Here is a 22,873-nt window from a genome sequence, read left to right as displayed (position 1 = left end):
GGCTTGATTAGCCCGGTTTTCCCTGCCAAACGCTCGAGCCTCATGTCCGACATTGCCGTCACCGCCGAATCGCCGTCCCGCTCGCCGCTCTCAGATGAAGTGGCGCGGCGGCGCACGTTTGCGATCATCTCCCACCCGGATGCCGGCAAGACCACGCTGACCGAAAAGCTCCTGCTGTTCGGCGGCGCTATCAATCTGGCGGGGCAGGTCAAGGCCAAGGGCGAGCGGCGCAACACCCGTTCCGACTGGATGAAGATCGAGCGCGAGCGCGGCATTTCGGTCGTGACCTCGGTGATGACGTTCGAATTCGAAGGCCTCGTCTTCAACCTGCTGGACACGCCGGGCCACGAAGACTTCTCGGAAGACACCTACCGCACGCTGACCGCTGTCGATTCTGCCGTCATGGTGATCGACGCCGCCAAGGGCATCGAGGCGCGCACCCGAAAACTGTTCGAGGTGTGCCGGCTGCGCGACATTCCGATCATCACCTTTATCAACAAGATGGACCGCGAGAGCCGCGACACGTTCGAACTGCTGGATGAGATCGAGAAGACTCTGGCGCTCGACACCACGCCGATGACCTGGCCGGTCGGCCGCGGCCGCGATTTCCTCGGCACCTACGACGTCGTGAACGGCGGCGTGCGCCTGCTCGAAGGTGGCGGTGCCAAGACCGGCGCGACTGAGCAGATCGATATCGCCGATCTCGCCGGCCGCAACCCCAATCTCGACGTCGCCGAGATCAAGGATGAGCTCGCCCTGGTGTCGGAAGCCTGCAAGCCGTTCGAGCTGGAGGCGTTTCGCGAGGGCCACCTGACACCGGTCTATTTCGGCAGCGCGCTGCGCAATTTCGGCGTCGGCGACTTGCTGGAAGGTCTTGGCAAGTTCGCGCCAGCGCCCCGCGCGCAGGACAGCAATTTGCGCAAGGTCGAAGCCGCCGAACCGCGCATGAGCGCCTTCGTGTTCAAGATCCAGGCCAATATGGATCCGAACCACCGCGACCGTATCGCGTTCGCGCGGCTGTGCTCCGGCAAGCTCAGCCGCGGCATGAAGGCGAAGCTGGTGCGGACCGGCAAAAACATGTCGCTGTCCTCGCCGCAGTTCTTCTTCGCACAGGACCGCTCGGTGGCCGATGAAGCCTTTGCCGGCGATGTCGTCGGCATTCCGAACCACGGCACTTTGCGGATCGGCGACACGCTGACCGAAGGCGAGGACATCACCTTCGTTGGCGTCCCGAGTTTCGCGCCGGAAATCGTCCGCCGCGTGCGGCTGACGGATGCGATGAAGGCGAAGAAGCTGAAAGAGGCGCTGCAGCAGATGTCGGAGGAGGGCGTGGTGCAGGTGTTCCGGCCCCGCGACGGCGCACCGGCGCTGGTCGGCGTCGTCGGTCCGCTGCAGCTCGACGTGCTGAAGGCGCGGTTAGACGCGGAATATTCGCTGCCGGTGGAATTCGAGGTTTCGGAATTCCAGCTCGCTCGCTGGGTCTCGTCCGACGACCGCAAGAAGCTCGATGCTTTCATCGCGGCAAACGGTTCGGGCATCGCCGACGACGTCGACGGCGATCCCGTGTTCATGGCCAAGAATGAGTTTTACCTGGGCTATACCAGGGAGCGGGCCGAAGGCATCAACTTCTCCAACGTCAAGGACGTGAAGAAGAAGGCGTAGGCGGACTCGCTTTTGCGCCAGCCCTCCGCTGTCGTCCTCCGCGAAAGCGGGAGACCCAGTACGCCGCGGCCTCTTCGTCTATCGCTACCGTCTCTGGAATACTGGGTCACCCGCCTTCGCGGGTGACGACGGTAGGCTGTGGCTGATCCTCGCCCACATATGCATCCAGTGGATGCCTGCATGCATTCCGAGTCCGGAAAAATCGCTTGCGCCGCGATGTGGCCTGCAGAAGTATCCACTGGATGCTTATGAACAAGGGGAGACCGCCCATGTATGATCTCGCAACCTATTCCCGTTCCGGCCCGGTCGGCACCATCGTGATCGACGACGGCAAGGCCAATGTGATGTCGCTTGCCATGCTCAACGCCCTGCATGCGGCATTCGACCAGGCGGAAAAGGACAAGACCGTGGTGATCCTGAAGGCCCGCGGCAAGCATTTTTCAGGGGGATTCGACCTCAACGTCTTCGCCAAGGGCAGCGCCCAAGACCAGTATCTGATGGTGAAAGCGGGCGCGGAACTGGCCTTGCGCATCCTGTCGTTCCCGACGCCGGTGGTGGCGGCCTGCCAGGGCAACGCCTATCCGATGGGAGCCTTCCTCATCATGTCCAGCGACCACCGCATTGCCGCCGAGGGCGACTACCGGATCGGCATGAACGAGGTCGCGATCGGGCTCACGGTGCCGCGTTTCGCGATCGAGATCGCACGGCAGCGGCTGACGCCGGCCTATTTCAGCAGGGCGGTGATGACCGGGGAGATGTTCGGCCCTGCGGAAGCGGTGACCGCCGGCTTCTTTGACCGCGTCGTTCCGGCGGATGCGTTGGAGCACAGTGCCGCGGAGACCGCGCAGGCGCTCGCCACGATCAACATGGCCGCCCATACCGCCACCAAGGCGCGGGCGCGCGGGGCGGTGATCAAGATGATCCGCGATATGATCGACGAGGACATCACGCCGCAGTATGGCGAGGACCGTGTTGCCAGGCGGGCATCTGCCTGACGGAACGCTTCGGCCGCCCGGCATGGCGTTGCGTCTTACATCTTTGTATGAAGGGGACATGACCGCAAAGCCGCGCCGGGCGACCTACCGCCACGGCAATCTGAAATCCGCAGCGCTGAAGGCCGCCACCCGTATGGTGGCCAACGGCGGCCATGAGCAGTTGAGCCTGCGCGAGGTCGCGGAGGCCGTCGGCGTCGCGCATCGCTCGCTGTACAATCATTTCGCTGACCGCGAAGCGCTGCTCGACGCGGTCGCGGCCGAGGCCTACACGCGGCTCGCCGCCATCCTCGTCAAGGCGGAGACGCCACAGGACTACACCGCGAAATATGTCCGCTTCGCGCTCGCCAACCGCGCACTTTATGCCCTGATGGCCAGCCGCCCGCACGCCACCATGAAGCACAATCCGCCGCTGCAGGCCGCGGTTCATAAGGTCATCGCCCAGGCCATGCGGATATTCTGCCAGGACATCGAGAGCCCGGCCGAGCGTCGCCGCGCGGTGATGAAGGTCTACATTACGCTCTATGGCGGCATCTCGCTCTATACAGCCGGCGTGCTCGACCAGCCCAGCGAGAAAGCCCTGATTGCGGAACTATCCGCCATGAACGCAGGGATGTGAACACCGTCCGCCTTGATACGGGACGAAGCGCACATCAGTTTAGTCGGGTTGCCTTTCAGGACCTCGGGCCGCATGTTCCGGTGCATCATCGTCTGCCTGATCACCACATTCGTCGGGATGAGCGCCGCCGACGCCCAGTCGCGGCGCCAGATCGACGCCACGCCATTTTCCCACGCGCCCTGCAGCGTGCTCGACGGCCAGCCGTGCACGCCGTCATTTTGCAGCGTGTTTAACGAAGGTCCCTGTATTCCCGAGATCGATTATCCCTTCGGCCAGAATCTGCAACTCACGATCGAAAGCGTGCCGCCACAGGATCAGGCCGCGAAATACCGGAAGCCGGATCATGATCTCGATACGATCGGCGATCTCTTTGCGGCGTTGCGCTCCTGCTGGTCGCCGCCGCCAGCCGACATTGCGCGGCCGGGCATGCAGATGTCGGTTCGGTTCAGCTTCAAGCGCTCCGGCGAGATCATCGCGGCGCCCCGCGTGACCTATGCCACGGCAGGCGTCCCGGCAGATACCCGCGCCACCTATTTGAAAGCGATCAACGCTTCGCTTGCAGGCTGCACGCCGCTCAAGTTCACGTCCGGACTTGGCGGCGCGCTCGCCGGGCGGCCGATCGCGATCCGCTACGTCGACAACCGCGATCTAGGCAAACAGGCGGAGAAGCCGTGACGGCGGCCGCGTGGCGCATTGCGCACCAAGCCGTTAAAATGATACCCGGATAATCAGAGAAAACCAGCCGCGCAACGGGAGGCACGTCATGGGACTGCTGGTGTTGATCCTGGGCCTGATCCTGTTCTTAGGCGTCCATACGCTCACCACGCAGCGCAAGCTGCGCGCGCAGGTGATCTCCGCAACGGGCGAGGGCGGCTACAAGATCGGATACGCGCTGGCCTCGTTCCTTGGGCTTGCGCTGATCATCTGGGGCTTTGCGAAGTATCGTGCGACGGGCTGGATCGACGTCTGGTATCCGCCGGTGGCGCTCAAGCACATCGCGGTCGCCCTGATGTTGCCTGCGATCATCATGGTGGTCGCGTCCTACATCCGCGGCCGGATCTATACGACGCTGAAGCATCCGATGCTGACGGGCATCAAGCTGTGGGCAGCGTCGCATCTGCTCGCCAATGGCGACCTCGGTTCGATCATCCTGTTCGGCTCGTTTCTCGCATGGGCGGTGTATGACCGCATTTCGCTGAAATACCGTTCCGACGCCGGCGCCCCGCCGATTCCCGTCGGCGGTCCCGGCAACGATTTGATCGCGATCGCGGTCGGTCTCGTCGCCTATCTGGCGCTCGCCTTCGCGTTCCATCCGGTCGCGATCGGCGTCCCCGTGGTTGGAGCCTAATATGTCTGTGCAATCTGCCATCAAGCGCAAAACGGCGCCGGACATCCGTGCGCGCAAGAACGGCGAGCCGATCGTGATGCTGACGTCCTACCATGCGCATACCGCGGCGCTGGTCGATCGATACTGCGACGTCATCCTGGTCGGCGATTCCCTCGGCAACGTCATGCACGGTTTCGAGACCACGGTGCCGGTGACGCTCGATATGATGATCCTGCAGGGCCATGCGGTGATGCGCGGCTCGAAGCATGCCCTCGTGGTGGTAGACATGCCGTTCGGCTCCTATGAGGCCTCGAAGGAGCAGGCGTTTCATTCCGCGGCGCGGATATTGAAGGAAACCCACTGTGGCGCGGTGAAGCTCGAAGGCGGCGTGCGCATGGCGGAAACCGTCGCGTTCCTGTCCGAGCGCGGCGTGCCGGTCATGGGCCACATCGGACTGACGCCGCAGTCGATCAACACGCTCGGTTCGTTTCGCGCGCAGGGCCGCGACGAGGGCAGTTGGGAACCGATCCTGAAAGACGCCCAGGCGATCTCGGATGCCGGTGCGTTTTCGGTCGTGGTCGAAGCGGTCGCCGAGCCGCTCGCGCGCAAGATCACGGAAACCGTTGCCATTCCGACCATTGGCATCGGCGCCAGTGCGGCCTGCGACGGCCAGGTGCTGGTGCTCGAGGACATGCTGGGCCTGTCGCCGCGGACGCCGAAATTCGTGCGCCGCTATGGCAATCTCGGCCCCGCCATCGAAGCGGCGATCCAGGGCTACGCCAGCGACGTGCGCTCGCGCGCCTTCCCGGGACCCGAGCACGTTTACGAGATGAAGAAGAGCTGAGCGGGCCACGCCATGGACTGGTCGCAGCACTCCATTCCGGCGATGCGGTTCGAATCGCGCTTTGGCGATCGAATCGTCCCAGTCTTTTGTGAACGGCCCAAGAGCATTCCGGCGATGGTGGCCGAAGCGGTTGCGGCCAACCCGGACGGCGAGGCGCTGGTCTGCGGCGATACGCGAATGACATGGCGCGAAGTGGCGCAGCAGTCCGCGCAAATCGCAGCAGGGTTTCAAAAACTCGGCCTGCAGCGCGGCGACCGCGTCGCGCTACTGCTCGGCAACAGAATCGAATTCGTGCTGACGATGCTGGGTGCGGCCCATGCCGGGCTGGTGACAGTGCTGCTTTCGATCCGCCAGCAAAAGCCCGAGATAGCCTATGTGCTCACCGATTGCGGGGCAAAGCTCCTGATCCACGAGGCCTCGCTGGCCGACCGCGTGCCCGATGCGGGCGATATCCCTGAAGTCATGCATCGGATCGAAGTCGACGACGATCCGGCGCTCTCGCGTTTTTCCGAACTCGCTGACAACGCGCCGCTGGTCGCACCAATCGAGGTCGGCGAAGAGGACACTGCCATGATCCTCTATACGTCGGGTACCACGGGGCGGCCAAAGGGCGCGATGCTTGCCCATTGCACCATCATTCATTCGGCCATGGTGTTCGTCTCGTGCCTGAAGCTCACTGCGGCGGATCGATCGATCGCCGCAGTGCCGCTCGGGCATGTCACTGGCGTAGTCGCCAACGTCATGACCATGGTCCGTTGCGCCGGCGCGCTGATCATCATGGCGGAGTTCAAGGCCGCGGAATATTTGAAGCTCGCCGCGCGCGAGCGCGTCACCTACACCGTGATGGTGCCGGCGATGTACAATCTCTGCCTGTTGCAGCCGGATTTCGACAGCTACGATCTGTCGAGCTGGCGGATCGGCGGCTTTGGCGGCGCGCCGATGCCGATCGCCACGATTGAGAAGCTCGATGCCAAGATCCCCGACCTGAAGCTGATGAATTGCTACGGCGCGACAGAAACCACGTCGCCTTCGACCATGATGCCGGGCGAATTGACCGCAAGCCATATCGACAGTGTCGGCTTGCCTTGTCCCGGCGCGCAGATCGTCGTGATGGATGCCGAGGGCCGCGAATTGCCGCGCTGCGAGATCGGCGAAATCTGGATTCACGGCGGCTCCGTCATCAAGGGCTACTGGAACAATCCGAAGGCGACGGCGGAGAGTTTTACCGCCGGCTTCTGGCATTCCGGCGATCTCGGCTCGATCGACGAAGAGAATTTTGTCCGCGTGTTCGATCGGCAGAAGGACATGATCAACCGCGGCGGGCTCAAGATCTATTCCGCCGAGGTCGAGTCGGTGCTTTCAGGCCATCCCGATGTGGTCGAGAGCGCGATCATCGCAAAACCGTGCCCGGTGCTAGGCGAGCGCGTGCATGCCGTCATCGTGACGCGGAATGCCGTTAGCGGCGAAGCGCTGCGCGCCTGGTGCGCCGAACGGCTGTCGGACTACAAGGTGCCGGAAACCATGGATCTGCGGACCGACCCATTGCCTCGCAATGCCAACGGCAAGGTGATGAAGCGGCAGCTCCGCGAGGCTTTCACGGCGGCCTGAGCGGCGGCTTAGAGCTTCGGCGCGCTGCCTTTGGGCATCGCGCTCTCGCTATTACCGGCGGCGAGCGCGGCACTGTCGATCGCGGCGGCGCTGACGAGTTGCTTGACGTCCAGCAGAGTGAATTGCGCGATACCGACACGGTCGGCCAGCGTGCCCGGAACGAGCTGCACGCTCAACACGCCATCGCAATTCGCGCCCTTGGCCTCGGTCAGCATGGCGCCCGGTTCCTTGGCTTTGGCCTGCGCGCGCTTGACGACCGCCACGCAACTGCCGCGCACGGTGTCGCCGTTGAGCTTGACGGCGGCCCTTGGGTCGAGCGGCTTGCCGATCGCCTCGAGCGCGGTCGCTTCCTTGTACTTGCCGCCGACCGACATGATCGAGCCCTTGCGGTAGATGTAGTACAGATGCTGGTCACCGACGATGGTCGGCACGCCGTATTTGCCCATGATCTCCTTGATCATGTCCGCTTTCGACGGCTGCTGATCCGGTGCGAAGGTCAGGTTGCGGGCGACGAAATAGGCGCGGTTGGCGCTCGCGGGCGAGGAGAAGCTGGTTGAGAGCATCTCGCCGTTCTGTTTCGAACCGGCAGGGAGGCTGAAACTCAACGCCGAGACATAGCTGGCACCGCCGAACTTCTGCTGCTGGATATCGGTCTTGGTGTCGGTACGGCCTTTGAACAGGGAATCAAAGGTGGCGCGCGCGAATTCGGCGTTCGATTCGGTCGAGATGCCCAAAATGTCGGGGCGCAGCTTGCCCGAGAATGCCGTCTCCGGCGCCTTCGGCTTGAAGTCTTCGGCTAGTGACGCTGCGGCCAGGGATACCAGGCCGATGGCAAGCACCATCGAAACCAGCGCGTGGCGAGGCATGAAACACCTGAAAAATTCGGGTACGGATCGACAATTGAAAGCGGCCGGGATTACGCCAAACTTTGAACCGCGATGTCAACATTGGCAGCCGATTTCGGAGGCGGTTGGGAGTCGTTGTTAACGCTTTGATCCGCCTCGCTTTGCCTTGCCACCGCCATATCGATAGGCTACGCCCCGGCGATGCGGGGATCGGGCGCGCGATACTGCTGCCCAAGTTGCGGTTCCTCGGGGATGGGATACCTTTAAGTGTCTGAATTATTTGATGAAGTAGACGAGGAGGTTCGTCGCGAGCAGCTCAAAAGGCTGTGGGACCGGTATTCGCTTCTGATCATCGCCGGCCTGATTTTAATCATCGCCGCCGTGGGCGGCTGGCGCGGCTACCAGTATCTGGAGGCCAAGAAGGCGGCCGAGGCGGGGGCGGCGTTCGACAAGGCGGTCGAGCTTTCGGAAGCCAACAAGCACGCCGAGGCTGAAGCCGCGTTCGCCGATCTCGTTGCGAAGGCGCCGTTCGGCTATCGCGTGCTGGCGCGGTTGCGCCTGGCGGCAGAGGTTGCCAACCGCGATCCGCAGGCGGCGACAAAGATGTTCGACGAGATCGCGGCTGACCGCAGCGTCGGCGTTGCCGAGCAGGATCTAGCGCGGATTCGCGCGGCCCAGTTGTTGTTGGAAAGCACCAGCTATCCCAACATGAAAGAACGCCTCGAAGCCGCTGCTGCGCCGGGCTCGACCTTTCGCCATACCGCGCGCGAATTGCTGGCGCTGTCGGCCTGGCGTGCCAATGATGCCGCAGCGACGCGGCAATGGCTGGATATGATCGCCAATGACGGCGAAACGCCGCCGAGCCTGCGCTCGCGTGCCGAGGCCTTGCAAGCTCTGCTTCCGCCAGTCGCCAAGAGCTGACGGAGAACGAGTTGAGTGGGAAACCGACCATGCGCCGCCCGCAACGTTTGATCGCAGCCGCCATTCTCGTCGCGCTTTCCGGCGCACTGGCAGGCTGCGGCGGTGGCGGCTTGGGTAACTTCGATCCCACCGACATGCTCGACTTCCTCGACACCAAGAAGAAATTGCCCGGTGAGCGCAAGCCGGTGTTCCCCGAAGGTGTGCCGGGCCTTGAGCAGGGCGTGCCGAAGGATCTCTACAGGGGCGCCAACCAACAGGTTAATGACCCGAACGCGCAGGCTGCCGCTGCGGCGGCTCCTCCGCCGGAAGAACCGAAATCGAAGCGTGGCGCGAAATCCAAGGGCAAGCAGGCTGCCGCACCCGCCGCTGCGGACCCTGACGCCGCTCCCGAGGAAGAGGGCAGCACCGCCGCTGCGCCGCCGGCGCCCAAGCCGGCCAGGATCGCGCGCAAGCGCACCACGGCTCCGCCCGATCAATCGGCCGCGCCCGCGCAATCCTCGCAACAATCGGCTTTCCCGGCTCCAATGCCGAGCGGCAGCTTCTCGCGCTAATTTGTTGTTTTCGTTCGATTGACACGTCCTTCAAAAAGGGCGTTTGGATCAATTATGTCCTTTACGATCGCCATCATCGGCCGACCCAACGTTGGCAAGTCGACGCTGTTCAACCGGCTGGTCGGGCAGAAGCTCGCGCTGGTGGACGACGAGCCCGGCGTCACCCGCGACCGCCGCGAGGGAAGCGCGCGTCTCGGCGATCTCGAATTCACCGTGATCGACACCGCAGGCCTCGACGAGGGCGCCAAGGGCTCGCTCACGGCACGAATGCAGGAGCAGACCGAAACCGCGATCAGCCTGGCCGATGCGCTGATGTTCGTGATCGACGCCCGCGCGGGCCTGACGCCGAACGATCGCGCCTTTGCCGATTTCGCACGCCGCGCCAATAAGCCGGTGGTGCTGGTCGCCAACAAGAGCGAGGGCAAGCACGGCGAAATCGGCGCGATGGAATCCTACGCGTTGGGGCTCGGCGATCCCGTGCAGATTTCGGCCGAGCACGGCGAGGGCATGAGCGATCTCTACGACGCGCTCGCCGCACTGATGCCCGAGCCAGCGGAAGAGCGGGAAGAGTTCGACGACGACGATGTTATATCCGACGAGGATCTCGCCCTGCGTCCGATCCGCGTCGCCATCGTCGGCCGCCCCAACGCCGGCAAATCTACGCTAATCAATCATCTGCTCGGCGAGGAGAGGTTGTTGACCAGCGCCGAGGCGGGCACCACGCGCGATTCCATTTCGGTGGAGATCACCTGGCAGGGACGCGATTTTCGCGTGTTCGATACAGCGGGCTTAAGGCGGCGCTCGCGGATCGAGGAGAAGCTAGAGAAGCTGTCGGTGGCTGACGCACTGCGCGCGGTGCGCTTTGCCGAAGTCGTCGTGCTGACGATGGATGCGCAGAACCGGTTCGAGGAACAGGATTTGCGCATCGCCGATCTGATCGAACGCGAGGGGCGGGCGATCGTGCTCGCGGTCAACAAATGGGATTTGATGGAGCGCAAGCCGCATCTGATTTCGGCGCTGCGCAGCGATGCCGATCACTGGCTGCCGCAGGTGAAAGGTGTCCCCATCGTCGCAGTATCCGGCCTGATGGGCGAGGGCATCGATCGCCTGATGACGGCGATCCAGGACGCCTACGCAGTCTGGAACAAGCGCGTGCCCACGGCCGCGCTCAATCGCTGGTTCGAGCAGGCAGTCGATACCAACCCGCCGCCCGCAGTGTCGGGCCGCCGGCTGAAGCTGAACTATATCACGCAGACCAAGGGACGTCCGCCGAGCTTCGTGCTGTTCTGCTCGCGGGCGGATGCCGTGCCGCAATCCTATTTGCGCTACCTCACCAACAGCCTGCGCGAAGCGTTCGAGCTGCCGGGTACGCCGATCCGCATTACGCTGCGCGAAAAGGCCAATCCGTTCGCGCACAAGCGCAAGCGGCCCTCATGACCGAACAGGCGTCCACCGCTGCTGCCGACGATACGCCGCCGGTGCGCAGTGGCGCGGCAGCCTTTATCTTCGTCACCATCCTGCTCGACATGCTCGCGCTCGGCCTGATCCTGCCGATCCTGCCCAAGATCGTGGAGAGTTTTGTCGACAACGACACCGCGACGGCCGCGCAGATATTTGGCTTGTTCGGCACCGCCTGGGCGCTGATGCAGTTCCTGTTCTCGCCGATCCTTGGCGCGCTCTCCGACCGGTTCGGCCGTCGGCCGGTGATACTGCTATCGAATTTCGGGCTAGCGCTGGATTACGTGTTGATGGCGCTGGCGCCGTCGCTGACCTGGCTGTTTATCGGGCGAGTGATCTCAGGCATCACCTCGGCCAGCATCTCCACGGCCTTTGCCTATATCGCCGATGTGACGCCGCCCGAACGGCGCGCCGCGGTGTTCGGCAAGATCGGCGCCGCCTTCGGCGCCGGATTCATTCTCGGCCCCGCCATCGGCGGCCTGCTCGGCGGCATGGATCCGCGTCTGCCGTTCTGGGTCGCGGCGGGCCTGAGCTTTGCGAACGCGCTATACGGCTGGCTGATCCTCCCGGAGTCGCTGCCGCAGGATCGGCGCGCGCCGTTCCACTGGAAGCGCGCCAGTCCACTCGGCGCGCTGCACTTGCTGCGTTCTAACCGGATTCTCGCGGGATTGTCGCTGGCGAATTTCTTTGGCCAGGTCGCGCATGTGGTGCTGCCGTCCACCTTCGTGCTCTACGCCACCTATCGGTATGGTTGGGACACGACAACAGTGGGGCTCACGCTCGCGTTGGTGGGCGTCTGCGCCATGGTGGTGCAGGGTGCGGGCGTTGGGCCGATCGTCACGCGTCTTGGCGAACGCCGCGCGCTGCTGCTCGGGTTTGCCTGCGGCGGGCTGGGATTCTTCATCTATGGCGCGGCCCCGACCGGACCGTTGTTCTGGACTGGCATTCCCGTCATGGCGCTGTGGGGCGTGGCAGGCGCGGCGATCCAGGCCCTGACGACGCAGCTCGTTGCGCCGGATCAGCAGGGCCAGTTGCAGGGAGCGACCAACAGCGTCAACAGCATCGCCCAGATGGCGGGTCCGTTTCTGTTCACGCTGACCTTTGCCTATTTCATCAGCGATCAGGCGCCGGTGAAAATGCCGGGCGCGCCGTTCCTGGTCGCAGCGGCACTGTTGGGGCTTGCGCTTGCGATCGCGTGGCGAACGTTGGCGATGACGCCCAAGCGCTGAATTGTAGGGTGGGCAAAGCGTAGCGTGCCCACCACTTCTAGCACCAAACTGGAGAGATGGTGGGCACGGCGCTAACGCGCCTTTGCCCACCTTACGCGATCCGCTACGCCGTCACTTCTTCACCAGCGGACACTCGCTGGCTTCGAGCGGCTTGGCGGCATCTTCCGCCGAGATCGTGGCGATCTGCTTGTAGTAGTCCCACGGGCCCTTCGACTCTTCCGGCTTCTTCACCTCGAACAGATAGGCCGGAATGAGACGGCGGCCGTCGGCGCGCAGCGGGCCCTTGCCGAACAGCGGATCGTCGGTCGGCAATTCCTTCATCTTGGCGACGACCTTGGCGCCGTCACGCGGATTGCTGCCGAGCGCTTCCATCGCCTTCAGGTAATGCAAGATCTCTGCATAGAGGCCGGCGACGGTCATCGAGGGCATCGAGCCCTTCGGCGAGAGCTTCTGGAAGCGCTTCGACCATTCGCGGGTATTGTCGTTGAGATCCCAGTAGAAGGATTCCGTGAAGGTCAGGCCCTGCGCCGTCTTCAGGCCGAGCGCATGCACGTCGTTGATGAAGAGCAGCAGCGCGGCGAGCCTCTGGCCACCTGCGACGATGCCGAATTCGGAGGCTTGCTTGATCGAGTTGGTAGTGTCGCCACCGGCATTGGCTAGGCCGATGACCTTGGCCTTCGAGGACTGCGCTTGCAGCAGGAAGGAGGAGAAGTCCGAGGTGTTGAGCGGATGCCTGACCGCGCCCAAAACCTTGCCGCCGGTCTGGGTGACGACATTGCCGGTGTCACGCTCCAGCGCATGGCCGAAGGCGTAGTCGGCAGTTAGGAAGAACCAGGTGTCACCGCCGGCCTTGGTCAGCGCCTTGCCCGTGCCGTTGGCGAGCATGTAAGTATCGTAGGTGAAGGAGATGGTGTTGGGATTGCAGGCCTTGCCGGTGAGGTCGGCGGTGGCGGCGCCCGAGTTGAGCAGCACCGAGTTCTTTTCCTTCACCAGATTGCTCACGGCGAGCGCAACGCCTGAGTTCGGCGTATCCGCGATCGCGTCCACCTTGTCGGCGTCGATCCATTGCCGTGCGATATTCACGCCGATATCGGGCTTGTTCTGGTGATCGCCGCTCACCACCTCGATCTTCCAGCCCTTCTTGGTAAGGCCGGAATCCTCGACCGCCATCTTGACCGCCGCCACCGAATTGGGACCGCCGATGTCGGCATAGAGGCTCGACATGTCGTTCAACACGCCGATCTTGACGGTCTTGTCCTGGGCCAGTGCTGGCGTCGCGAGGGCGAGTGCGGCAAGCGCCACGGAAGCGGCGAAGCGCCGCGCAATGCTAGTCGTCATGGTATTCCTCCAGAAAGGTTGTTCGCCGGCTCTCTTTTCGGAACCTGCCAGCAGCTTTGCGATAGTCCTTCTCGGAACCGCACGCAATGCACCTAACGTTGAGCGTCTCCGACGTCAGCTTGAACTTCTCATTTCGTAAAACCATTCCTTAACGAAGGTTCCATCTTTCCTGAACACCTGGATGGGGTCATGCGATCGCAGACATAGGGCAACCGTCGTTAGCGAGCTTCACGCAATGCACGCTGTTGGCGATTCATGTCTGAACAAGCGGCTGAATGGATTGCCTTCCGCCTTCACTAAAGCTTGGCGGACAAGTCGCTCCGCTTACAATGCGAGAGTTCGTAAGATGCTCAAGCCGGCGGATGAAAACTCATCAGCGTGCGCGTCCTGTAGTCGTAGAGCTTGCCTGTCTCGGTCCACTCCGGCGCGCACATCGGCACGATGAATTCCGCCGCCTGCTCGGGCGTGTCCAGCGTCATCGGATCTTCGCCGGGAAACACGCTGGCGCGCATGCGGGTGCGGATCGGGCCGGGGCTGAACAGGTTGACGCGGAGTTTCGTGCTCGCGGTCTCGTTGGCCCAGGAGCGCACCAGCGTGTCCAGCGCCGCCTTCGAGGCCGCGTAGGGACCCAGATAGGCGTTCGCCTTGCTGGCGGCGCCGGAGGTCACGAACACGGCGCGGCCGGCGTCCGAAATCTTGAGCAGCGGATCCATGCAGCGGATGAGCTGGAAGTTAGCGGTCACGTTTACGGCGAATACATCGTTCCAGGGCTTCAGCTCGATATGACCAAGCGGCGAGGAAGGGCCTGCGACGCCGGCATTGCCGACGAGAATGTCGAGCTTGCCATGACGCTCATGCAGCGCCGCGCCGAGCCGCGCGATGCCGTCGAAATCGGTGAGACTGAGCGGCACCAGCGTGGCGCTGCCGCTCTCCTTCCTGATCTCGTCGTCGAGTTCCTCAAGGCCGCCTTGCGTACGTGCAACAGCGACGATATGCGCGCCGGCGCGGGCGAGCGCGCGCGCCGTGGCATAGCCGATGCCGCGGGAGGCGCCCGTGACGAGCGCAATGCGCGAGGCGAGGGGTTTGGTCATGTCGTGCCACTTTCGTCATGCCCGGACAAAAGCGCGGAGCGCGTCTTCGCGCTAGACGTCCCGGGCATCCACGTCTTTGCGGCGGGTTTTACAGACGTGGATGGCCGGGACAAGCCCGGCCATGACGGAAAAATGGATTATTGGCCGCGCCTCAGCTCGCTTCCGCCAGCAGCGACAACTGCCGGGGCTGGGGCTCGACCTGAGTCTGGTCGGTAAGGTGCGTCGGATAGGCACCGGTGAAGCAATGGTCCGAGAATTTCGGATTGGCCGGGTCGCGCCCCGGCTCGCCCATCGCGCGGTACAGGCCGTCGATCGACAGGAACGCCAGCGAATCCGCGCCGATGATGTCGCGCATCTCTTCCAGCGTATGGGTGGCCGCGAGAAGTCCGCCGCGGTCCGGCAGGTCGATGCCGTAATAGTCGGGATAGAGGATCGGCGGCGAGGCGAGCCGGAAATGCACTTCGCGCGCACCGGCGTCGCGCATCATGCGCACGATCTTCTTCGAGGTGGTGCCGCGCACCAGCGAGTCGTCGATCAGGATGATCCGCTTGCCTTCGATCGCGGCGCGGTTGGCCGAATGCTTCATGCGCACACCGAGCTCGCGCACGCTCTGGGTCGGCTGGATGAAGGTGCGGCCGACATAGTGGTTGCGGATGATGCCGAGTTCGAACGGAACGCCGGAATACTGGCTGTAGCCGACCGCCGCCGGTACGCCGGAGTCCGGCACCGGCACCACGACGTCGACCTCGACATGGCTTTCGCGGGCAAGCTGCGCGCCGAAGGCCTTTCTGACCTCATAGACCGAACGGCCGCCGACGATCGAATCCGGCCGTGAGAAGTAGATGTATTCGAAGATGCAGGGCCGGGGCGGCTTTGGCGGGAACGGCTTGTGGCTGTTGGCGCCCTTCTCGTCGAATACGATGATTTCGCCGGGCTCGATGTCGCGGACATATTTGGCGCCGATCATGTCGAGCGCACAGGTTTCCGAGGTCAGGATCGGACGACCGTCGAGATCGCCGAGCACCAGCGGTCGGATGCCGAGCGGATCGCGCGCGCCGATCAGCTTCTTGTTTGTCAGGGCCACCAGCGAATAGGCGCCCTCGATCGCGCGCAGCGCCTCGATGAAACGGTCGATGAAACGGTTGCGCTTGGACTGCGCAACCAGATGCAGGATGACCTCGGTATCGGTGGTCGACTGCATCATGGCGCCGCCCTTCACCAACTCGCGGCGCAGCGTCAGGCCATTGGTGAGGTTGCCGTTATGGCTGACCGCGAAACCACCGGCATTGAGCTCGGCGAATAGCGGCTGCACGTTGCGCAGGATGGTCGCGCCGGTGGTGGAATAGCGGACATGACCGACCGCCATGCTGCCGGGCAGGCGCTCGATCACCTCGCGGCGGGAGAAGGTATCGCCGACCAGGCCAAGGCGGCGTTCAGAGTGGAAGCGGCTGCCGTCGAAGGAGACGATGCCTGCGGCTTCCTGGCCGCGATGCTGGAGGGCGTGTAGTCCGAGCGCCGTGATGGCGGCGGCCTCCGGGTGGTCGAAAATGCCGAACACGCCGCATTCCTCGCGTAGCGTGTCGCCTTCGAGATCGTCCTGCAACTCGATGCCAAGATTTAGATCGAGTTGGCCGGCGGGATCGGAAGGGTTTTGCATCGCGTCCATCGCCTCTCTATTTTGGCCAGAAATTAGCGGCCCGCGGGTTTCTCGATCAGCTTTTTAAGGCTGTCGCGGGCAGGTTTACTGTAGCCATCGCCGGATGCAGGCGCTGCCTGGTCGGCGTCAGTTTGATCGTCTTCCGGTTTATTCTTCTTGAATCTCTTTAAGATGGTGTTCTCGGGGTCGTCAGGCAAGAGCGACATTAACCAATCCCCGGTTCCCTGCAGCACCACCCGGGATTTTGCACCGGTGATCCAGTCCGGCCGCTGCTTGTCCGGGACCAGCCAGCTAAAGAACAGAAAGGCGACCACCACGATCAAAAGGCCGCGACCCAACCCAAACAGGAATCCAAGCGTGCGATCAAGCGCGCCGATGCGAGAATCCAGGATCATGTCCGAAATCCGCACCGTGATGACGGAGACCACGATCAGGGTGCCGATGAAGGTGCCGGCAACGACCACCACGGCCGCGATCGTCTCGCTGCCGAAATAGTCCCTGGCAGATGGCATCAACTTCGAGAAGGCATACAGCGTCACCAGCGCCGCCGCGCCCCAGGCCGCGATCGACAGGATTTCGCGCATGAAGCCGCGCACCATGGCGAGCAGCCCCGAAATCAGCATCACTCCGAGCAGGACGAGATCGAGTATCGTTATCGGCATCGGCTGGTCAGGTCCGCTCGTAAGTCCTTAGGCAGCGAATCGGCGGCTTGGCGTTCACCCCAAGTGAGGGGCAGACGGCGCATCCCGCAAGGCCGGAAATCGTGCATCCCGCCCGCCTTTCGCGCGCGTTGTATAGCGGCGAGGGGCGGGCGCGTCACGCCGCTTTAGCTGTTTTCACGACGGAATCGCGCCGGTGTGGCATTTTTCTCTGCCGCACCCTCGCGACTGGCATCCCGGTTGCCGCCCCCGGTGTTTCTTGGGCTGCCGCGCGCCGCGATTTCGGCCACCAGGCTGGTTAGTCCGCCGATGCTGTTCAGCGCAAGCCCGCTATCGCCGCCGACCTCTCCGCGCGCCGATTCGGGCAGAACGGCGCGGCCAAAACCCAGTTTCGCGGCCTCCTTCAATCGGGCGGAGGTCTGCGCCACCGGCCGGACTGCGCCGGAGAGCGAAATCTCGCCGAAATAGACCGCATCAGTCGGTAACGGCGCGTTTACCAACGAGGATACCAGTGCGGCTGCTGCCGCGAGGTCGGCCGCGGGCTCCTGGATCCGCAAGCCCCCCGCCACGTTCAGATAGACGTCGTAGCCGGACAATTTAACCCCGCAATGGGCTTCCAGTACCGCCAGCACCATCGACAGCCGGCTCGGATCCCAACCCACCACGGCCCGCCTGGGGGTGCCGAGCGTGGTCGGCGCCACCAACGCCTGCAATTCCACCAGCACCGGCCGGGTGCCTTCGATGCCGGCAAAAACTGCCGTTCCCGGGCTGCCCAGATCGCGTTCAGAGAGGAACAATTCCGAGGGGTTGGAGACTTCGCGAAGGCCGAGGCCCGTCATCTCGAACACGCCGATTTCATCGGTCGGACCAAAGCGATTCTTCATCGCGCGCAGAATGCGGAAATGCTGCGAGCCTTCGCCCTCGAACGACAGCACGGCGTCGACCATGTGCTCGACCACGCGGGGGCCTGCGATCTGACCATCTTTGGTGACGTGGCCGACCAGAATGATCGCAGCACCGGTCTTCTTGGCGAAACGAATGAGCGCCTGTGCCGAGGCGCGGACCTGCGTCACCGTTCCCGGCGCCGACTCCACCGTGTCGGTCCACATGGTCTGGATCGAATCGATCACGATCAGCCGCGGCACCGCGCCTTCAGACAGAGTCGAGACGATGTCCTCGACGGAGGTTTCGGCGGCGAGTTGCACCGGCGCATCGGCCAATCCGAGCCGCTCGGCGCGCAGCCGCACCTGCGCCACGGCCTCTTCGCCCGAAATATAGACCGCGCGGTGGCCTGCGCGCGCCAGCATGCTGGTGGCCTGCGTGAGCAGCGTCGATTTGCCGATGCCGGGATCGCCGCCGACCAGAAGCACCGAGCCACGGACAAAGCCGCCGCCGGTGACACGATCAAGCTCGGTCATTCCGGAGGACAGGCGAGGGGCGTCGTTGCTTTTTCCGGTCAGCGATTCCAGCGCAAACGTCCGGCCCCGGCGCTTCGAACGGATCGATACCGGCACGCTTCCGGTCGTGTCCTCCTCGGCCAGCGTGTTCCACTCACCGCAGGACTCGCACTTGCCCTGCCAGCGATTATACGCCGCGCCGCAATTCTGGCAGACGAAGGAGAGGGTGGATTTGGCCATGGAGGGGAAATAGCAGTCTCGGTGGAACGGGCGGCGACTCATAGCATGAAAAGAAGCCGAGGGGCGCGATGAGTGCCAAGGCATCCATCGCGCGATTCAGGCCGTCATGGAGCGACATTCGCACACGTCCAGATGATGACCGGTTGCTCGAGACCACGAATGAGCTGTGCCGGCTGCTCGACAAGCAACGCGAAGTCGGCGCTCGAATGGCTCGATTCGGCCCGGGCCTGCCGCACCAGTACGTCGCTGACGACGATGGCGCATCCAAATTCGCGGGTAAGCGACTCAAGCCGGCTCGCCGCATTCACGGTGGTGCCGATCACGGCGAATTCGAGCCGGTTGAGGCCGATATCCCCCAGCACGACCTGGCCATAGTGCAATCCGACGCTGACCTGGATCGGCGGCTCGTTGCGATCGTGCCGTTCTCTGTTCAATTCGGCGATCGAGGTGATCATGCCCCGCGCGCAACGCAAGGCGTTCAGCGCGTCGGAATCGCCGGCGAACGGCGTGCCGAACGTCGCCATCAGGCCATCGCCGAGGTATTTGTCGAGCGTTCCGCCGTGCTGGAACACTTGCCTTTCCATTCGCTCATGAAATTGCCGCAGCGTGTCGATGACCTCTTTCGGGTCTCGTCCATCGGCGTAGGCGGTGAATCCCACGATATCGGCAAACAACACCGCGACGTCTTGGGTGCGAACCCGTGTCAGCGGCTCGTCATTGCCCGACAATTCATCGACGACATTGGGTGAAAAATAACGTGCCAGGTTGGCGCGCTCGCGTTCGATCCCGGCGTGGCTGATCAGCAGGGCGTTGGAGCGGCGTACCGCCAGCGCCAACGTCATGGCGACGATCAGGAATACCGTGATTTCCTGGAATCGCACGGGAATGCCGATCGCTGCGGGGTTGATGATGTCGAACATCCTGACGTCGGAGCCGACGGCGGCCCGCACGCGTTCCGAGAGCTCCGCATGGGTTTCGGGCTGCAGATAGGCCCAGCCGACGCCGATCGCCCATACGGCCGAGGTCCAGAATCCCATCGCGAATACCGTTCGCCACGAATAGGCAAGGGTCCCGGTTGCCAGGAAGACAAAGAAATAGATGAAAGTCTCGAAACGGAATTGCATGCCGACCGGCCAGTTCTCGGCACTGAACGGATTGGGCACGACGGTGAGGAAAGTAAGTAATGCAAGATCGCAAAAGATCAGGAAAAGCTCCGGCCGCGAACGGCCCACTTTGCCGACCTTGAGCTGGGCCCAGCCGATCACGGCAAAAAGGCCGAGCAGCACGATGTAGTAAATCACGTCCCAGTTCGGGTTGATGATCGGGAGGGTAACGGCAATTACCGCCAGCGCGATCCAGCGGGCCCGAACGGCGAGCAGCAGCCCTTGGCGCTTGCTATCGGCAATGGCGGCTTCGGCGAATTTTAGGGTGTCTTGCTGGGCATCGGTTCGCCCGGCGGCTTCGCTTCGGAGATTTGTGATATCGGCCGTTTCCACCAATGCGCTCAAGACACCCGTCCCCAAACTAAACGTATCGGATGATGCATCATGCCACGGCTCCCGGCGCCGTTCACGCCAGCATGATACTACCGGAGCGCGTGCGTCCTAGCCATTTGAAAAAATGAAGGGCGACGCTTCGACGTCCAACCAGGAATGCGCCCGCCACGCGATTCGGCTCTATTTCACCGACACGAACGGTACCGATGAGCCCGGCACCATCGTAGTCGGCAGCACGCCGTTCCAGCGTTCGGCCTGCACCAGCGTGACGAGGTTCGGGTTGGTGCCGAGCGCCTTGGCGCGGGCTTCGATGGCGGCGGCTTCGGCTTCGCCGGTGATCCTGATATTGGTGGCGCGGGCTTCGCCGTTCAGCCGCAGCGCGTCGGCCGCGGCCTGCGCCTCGGCGCGGACGGCGTTGGCCTTGGCGGTGGCCTGGGTGACGGTGATCTGTGCCTGCACCTTTTCGCGCTCGGCGTTCTGCTGCAGCTTCTGCACCTCGACCTCGGCCAGCATGCGCTGCTCGATCGAATGCAGATAGTTTGCGCTGAACTCGATATTTTCGAGCTGGACGCTTTCGATCGTGATCATCGGATCGTCCTTCAGCGAAGCGGTGATGGCGTCCTTGATCGCGGAGTTCAGCGGCCCGCGCTCCTGAATCGCTTTCACGGCCGTGTAGCGGCCGAACACGATTTTGACTTGCTGGTTGACGGCGGGGCTGACCACTTGCTTGACCGCGGTGTCCAGCCCACCAAACTTGGCATAGAGATCGGCCACCTTGTCCGGTGAGGCTCGCAAGGTGACGCTGATCTTGAGGTCGGCCGGCTGCTGGTCGTAGGAATACGAATTCATCTTGTCCCAGGTATAGGTGAAGGTCTTGACGCTGACCTTTTCGACGCTGTCGATCAGCGGGACCTTGAAGCCAAGGCCTGGCTGCGCGGTGCCGATGACCGCGCCATAGCGCAGCTTCGCGCCGCGCTCGGTCTGGTCGACGGTGTACCAGCTTCCCGCGGCGATGATGGCAATGACAATGACGGCGACGATGGCGCCGATGATTCCCCTGGGCATTTTAAGTCTCTCCAGACGTGGGTGATGCGAATCCATGTCCGGCATTGATCTGTGGTCACCTGCGGACTGGATGTGACACGCGTCACTTGGTCGGCCACTGATGGGGAATGGTTCAGGCGGTGCGCCGAATACTTACGAAAATGCCGTCCATAGCAGGGTGAGACCGGCGGCCAGCATGATGCCATCCATCAACAGCCGAAAGACGTCGGGCTGAAGACGCAGCACGAAGCGCTTGGCGATGAAGGCACCGAACATGAGGGAAGAGCCCGCAATCAGGCCCTTCAGAGCGACATCCGCCGTCAGCGCGCCGAAGCGTTCGAACGTGACCGACTTGCTCAGGTAAAGCCCGAGCGAGCTTGCGGCCTCGGTGGCGAGGAAGGCTCCCTTAGTTAGACCGTAAGACAGAAATAGTGGCACGCTGAGCGGCCCGGTCGAAACCACGATGCCCGTGAGATAGCCGATAACGGCGCCACCGGCCGCCAGATGCCAGAGCTGCGCTTTGAGCTGATGGCGGGCCAGCCAGTGCCGAACCGGCACCATCGCGATGAGAAACAGGCCGATCGCGACGTCGACGGCGTGCGAGGGCAGTGCGAGCAACGTCCGCGCGCCAAGCGCGGCGGCGGGAATCCCCGTGGCCGAATAGGCGAGGCAGGCGCGCCAGTCGACCTCGCGCCACCAGGCGAGGATGCGCGACAGGTTCGCCATGACGGCGGCGACCGCCATGATCGGAACGGCTTCCTTCGGCCCATATTGATAGACCAGCACGGGCATCAGCATGATCGACGAGCCGGTGCCGACGATGCCCGAGATGATGCCGGCGACAAGGCCGACTGTGAGGACGAAGAGGAAGCCCAAGCTGCAGTCTTTCGCGATTCCCTGATGCCGACATCATGGTGGCAGCAGGCTCGGGTAGCGAGGTCTAGATATTACTCGGAAAGGAGTCGATCGTGCCAATCGAGGGAAGCTGCTATCGCGGTGACCAGCAGAACCGCCAGCTCACGCTAGGCGGCGTAGAGCTCGATCGGGACGTCGAATCCCTTGAGCTGAAATGCCTTCGAAGGGCTGTCTTTCAAATCCGGTTGGGCGCGGTCAAACACCGCCTTTGTCACCAGGATCTGGTCGGCTTCGGCAACCGACTGGGCCCGGGAGGCGGTGTTGACGACGGTGCCGATCGCCGTCAGGTCCCGGTGAGATCGGCCGAACTCGCCAAAACTTAGTTCGCCGGAATGGATGCCGATGCCGATCCCCAGCTTGTCCGCGGTGAGGCCATGCGCTTCGACAAGCGTTTGACGCCGCTCGCGCCAGTTCGTCTGAATTTGCCGCGCCGCCAGCACGGCGTTTCTGGCATGCTCCTCCCTATGCAGGGGAAAGTTGAACACCGCCATGACAGCGTCGCCGATCGTCTTGTTGAGGAGCCCGTCGTGCTCCCAGATCGCGCTGGCGCATTCATCATAGAATGCGTCGAGCAGTCCTGAGACGGCATCGGCTGACTGCGATTGCGACAGACTGGTGTAGCCGCGCAGATCGGCAAACATGATGGTTGCGTCGATGGTGATCTTGCGGGCCCGCATCACCTTCGTGAACATCAGCTCGCAGATGGTGCACGTATTGGGATTCATCCGGCTCGGACGAATGCCGAACGCGCGAAATGGCGCGGAGATCACGCCGCGAAGCGGCACCGGAACATGCATCTGCTCCCAGCACCCCTTGCAGATTCTTGCCTGTTGCAGAGCCGCCATTTTTCATCCGTACATTGCGCGTTTGGCTGGCTGGTCGATCCTACAGTCGGCCGCAGGTGCGGGCAAGGACGCCGCAGCGCGCACCTGCTGGCTGGCGGCGAGAGGCAAAGCTGCTAGGATCGCGGCAAAACAAGC

At 63.3% G+C, this 22,873-nt stretch carries 21 protein-coding genes; 11 read left to right on the top strand and 10 right to left on the bottom strand.

Annotation, left to right across the window (positions count from 1 at the left end):
- Positions 1–42: 42 nt before the first annotated feature.
- From RX328_RS28430 to RX328_RS28400, 7 genes are all read left to right on the top strand, one after another.
- Positions 43–1,662, top strand: coding sequence for a peptide chain release factor 3 (locus tag RX328_RS28430; RefSeq protein WP_213249959.1), 1,620 nt, complete (start codon positions 43–45; stop codon positions 1,660–1,662).
- A 269-nt stretch (positions 1,663–1,931) separates the two neighbouring features.
- Positions 1,932–2,657: a crotonase/enoyl-CoA hydratase family protein gene (locus tag RX328_RS28425; RefSeq protein ID WP_213249961.1), complete on the top strand. Its 726-nt coding sequence runs from the start codon at positions 1,932–1,934 to the stop codon at positions 2,655–2,657.
- Positions 2,658–2,715: 58 nt separating this feature from the next.
- Positions 2,716–3,273: a TetR/AcrR family transcriptional regulator gene (locus RX328_RS28420; protein WP_213249963.1), complete on the top strand. Its 558-nt coding sequence runs from the start codon at positions 2,716–2,718 to the stop codon at positions 3,271–3,273.
- Positions 3,274–3,345: 72 nt separating this feature from the next.
- Entirely contained in the window at positions 3,346–3,948 is a 603-nt protein-coding gene (locus tag RX328_RS28415) for a hypothetical protein (protein WP_213249965.1), read from the top strand.
- Positions 3,949–4,036: 88 nt separating this feature from the next.
- A complete protein-coding gene (locus tag RX328_RS28410) occupies positions 4,037–4,621 on the top strand; it encodes an NnrU family protein (RefSeq protein ID WP_213249967.1) in 585 nt (194 codons plus the stop codon).
- Between the two features lies 1 nt (position 4,622).
- The gene (panB, locus tag RX328_RS28405; RefSeq protein WP_213249969.1) at positions 4,623–5,444 is read left to right on the top strand and encodes a 3-methyl-2-oxobutanoate hydroxymethyltransferase; all 822 of its coding nucleotides are present in this window, start codon (positions 4,623–4,625) and stop codon (positions 5,442–5,444) included.
- Positions 5,445–5,456: 12 nt separating this feature from the next.
- Positions 5,457–7,052, top strand: coding sequence for a class I adenylate-forming enzyme family protein (locus RX328_RS28400; RefSeq protein ID WP_213249971.1), 1,596 nt, complete (start codon positions 5,457–5,459; stop codon positions 7,050–7,052).
- Positions 7,053–7,060: 8 nt separating this feature from the next.
- On the opposite strand, the gene RX328_RS28395 is transcribed toward RX328_RS28400, so the two are convergent.
- Positions 7,061–7,918, bottom strand: a complete 858-nt coding sequence (locus tag RX328_RS28395) for a hypothetical protein (protein WP_213249972.1) — start codon at positions 7,916–7,918, stop codon at positions 7,061–7,063.
- 246 nt (positions 7,919–8,164) lie between these two features.
- On the opposite strand from RX328_RS28395, the gene RX328_RS28390 reads away from it, so the two are divergent.
- Genes RX328_RS28390 through RX328_RS28375 form a run of 4 tightly spaced genes read left to right on the top strand, consistent with a single transcriptional unit; the run spans position 8,165 to position 12,056 of the window.
- Positions 8,165–8,818, top strand: coding sequence for a tetratricopeptide repeat protein (locus RX328_RS28390; RefSeq protein ID WP_213249974.1), 654 nt, complete (start codon positions 8,165–8,167; stop codon positions 8,816–8,818).
- Between the two features lie 29 nt (positions 8,819–8,847).
- Entirely contained in the window at positions 8,848–9,369 is a 522-nt protein-coding gene (locus RX328_RS28385; protein ID WP_213250081.1) for a hypothetical protein, read from the top strand.
- Between the two features lie 54 nt (positions 9,370–9,423).
- The gene (gene der, locus RX328_RS28380) at positions 9,424–10,806 is read left to right on the top strand and encodes a ribosome biogenesis GTPase Der (RefSeq protein ID WP_213249975.1); all 1,383 of its coding nucleotides are present in this window, start codon (positions 9,424–9,426) and stop codon (positions 10,804–10,806) included.
- Positions 10,803–12,056: a TCR/Tet family MFS transporter gene (locus RX328_RS28375; RefSeq protein WP_213249976.1), complete on the top strand. Its 1,254-nt coding sequence runs from the start codon at positions 10,803–10,805 to the stop codon at positions 12,054–12,056. Before der ends, RX328_RS28375 begins: the two co-directional genes overlap by 4 nt.
- 111 nt (positions 12,057–12,167) lie before the next feature.
- Here the strand turns inward: RX328_RS28375 and RX328_RS28370 are convergent, their stop codons facing one another.
- The 9 genes from RX328_RS28370 to RX328_RS28330 form a co-directional block, all read right to left on the bottom strand.
- Positions 12,168–13,394, bottom strand: coding sequence for an ABC transporter substrate-binding protein (locus RX328_RS28370; RefSeq protein WP_213249977.1), 1,227 nt, complete (start codon positions 13,392–13,394; stop codon positions 12,168–12,170).
- 350 nt (positions 13,395–13,744) lie between these two features.
- Complete coding sequence (locus RX328_RS28365) at positions 13,745–14,485, bottom strand: SDR family NAD(P)-dependent oxidoreductase (RefSeq protein WP_213249978.1); 741 nt, start codon at positions 14,483–14,485, stop codon at positions 13,745–13,747.
- Positions 14,486–14,636: 151 nt separating this feature from the next.
- Complete coding sequence (gene purF, locus RX328_RS28360; protein ID WP_213250083.1) at positions 14,637–16,142, bottom strand: amidophosphoribosyltransferase; 1,506 nt, start codon at positions 16,140–16,142, stop codon at positions 14,637–14,639.
- A gap of 32 nt (positions 16,143–16,174) precedes the next feature.
- A complete protein-coding gene (locus RX328_RS28355) occupies positions 16,175–16,804 on the bottom strand; it encodes a CvpA family protein (RefSeq protein WP_213249979.1) in 630 nt (209 codons plus the stop codon).
- 164 nt (positions 16,805–16,968) lie between these two features.
- Positions 16,969–18,438, bottom strand: a complete 1,470-nt coding sequence (radA, locus tag RX328_RS28350; protein ID WP_213249981.1) for a DNA repair protein RadA — start codon at positions 18,436–18,438, stop codon at positions 16,969–16,971.
- Positions 18,439–18,542: 104 nt separating this feature from the next.
- Positions 18,543–19,946: an adenylate/guanylate cyclase domain-containing protein gene (locus RX328_RS28345; protein ID WP_213249983.1), complete on the bottom strand. Its 1,404-nt coding sequence runs from the start codon at positions 19,944–19,946 to the stop codon at positions 18,543–18,545.
- A 168-nt stretch (positions 19,947–20,114) separates the two neighbouring features.
- Complete coding sequence (locus RX328_RS28340; RefSeq protein WP_213249985.1) at positions 20,115–20,999, bottom strand: prohibitin family protein; 885 nt, start codon at positions 20,997–20,999, stop codon at positions 20,115–20,117.
- Between the two features lie 132 nt (positions 21,000–21,131).
- Entirely contained in the window at positions 21,132–21,854 is a 723-nt protein-coding gene (locus RX328_RS28335; protein WP_213249987.1) for a sulfite exporter TauE/SafE family protein, read from the bottom strand.
- A gap of 146 nt (positions 21,855–22,000) precedes the next feature.
- Entirely contained in the window at positions 22,001–22,729 is a 729-nt protein-coding gene (locus RX328_RS28330; RefSeq protein ID WP_213250085.1) for an adenylate/guanylate cyclase domain-containing protein, read from the bottom strand.
- Between the last annotated feature and the right edge of the window lie 144 nt (positions 22,730–22,873).

The organism is Bradyrhizobium sp. sBnM-33, from assembly GCF_032917945.1.
GTDB lineage: Bacteria > Pseudomonadota > Alphaproteobacteria > Rhizobiales > Xanthobacteraceae > Bradyrhizobium.
This window is presented reverse-complemented; position numbering and strand designations above follow the sequence as displayed.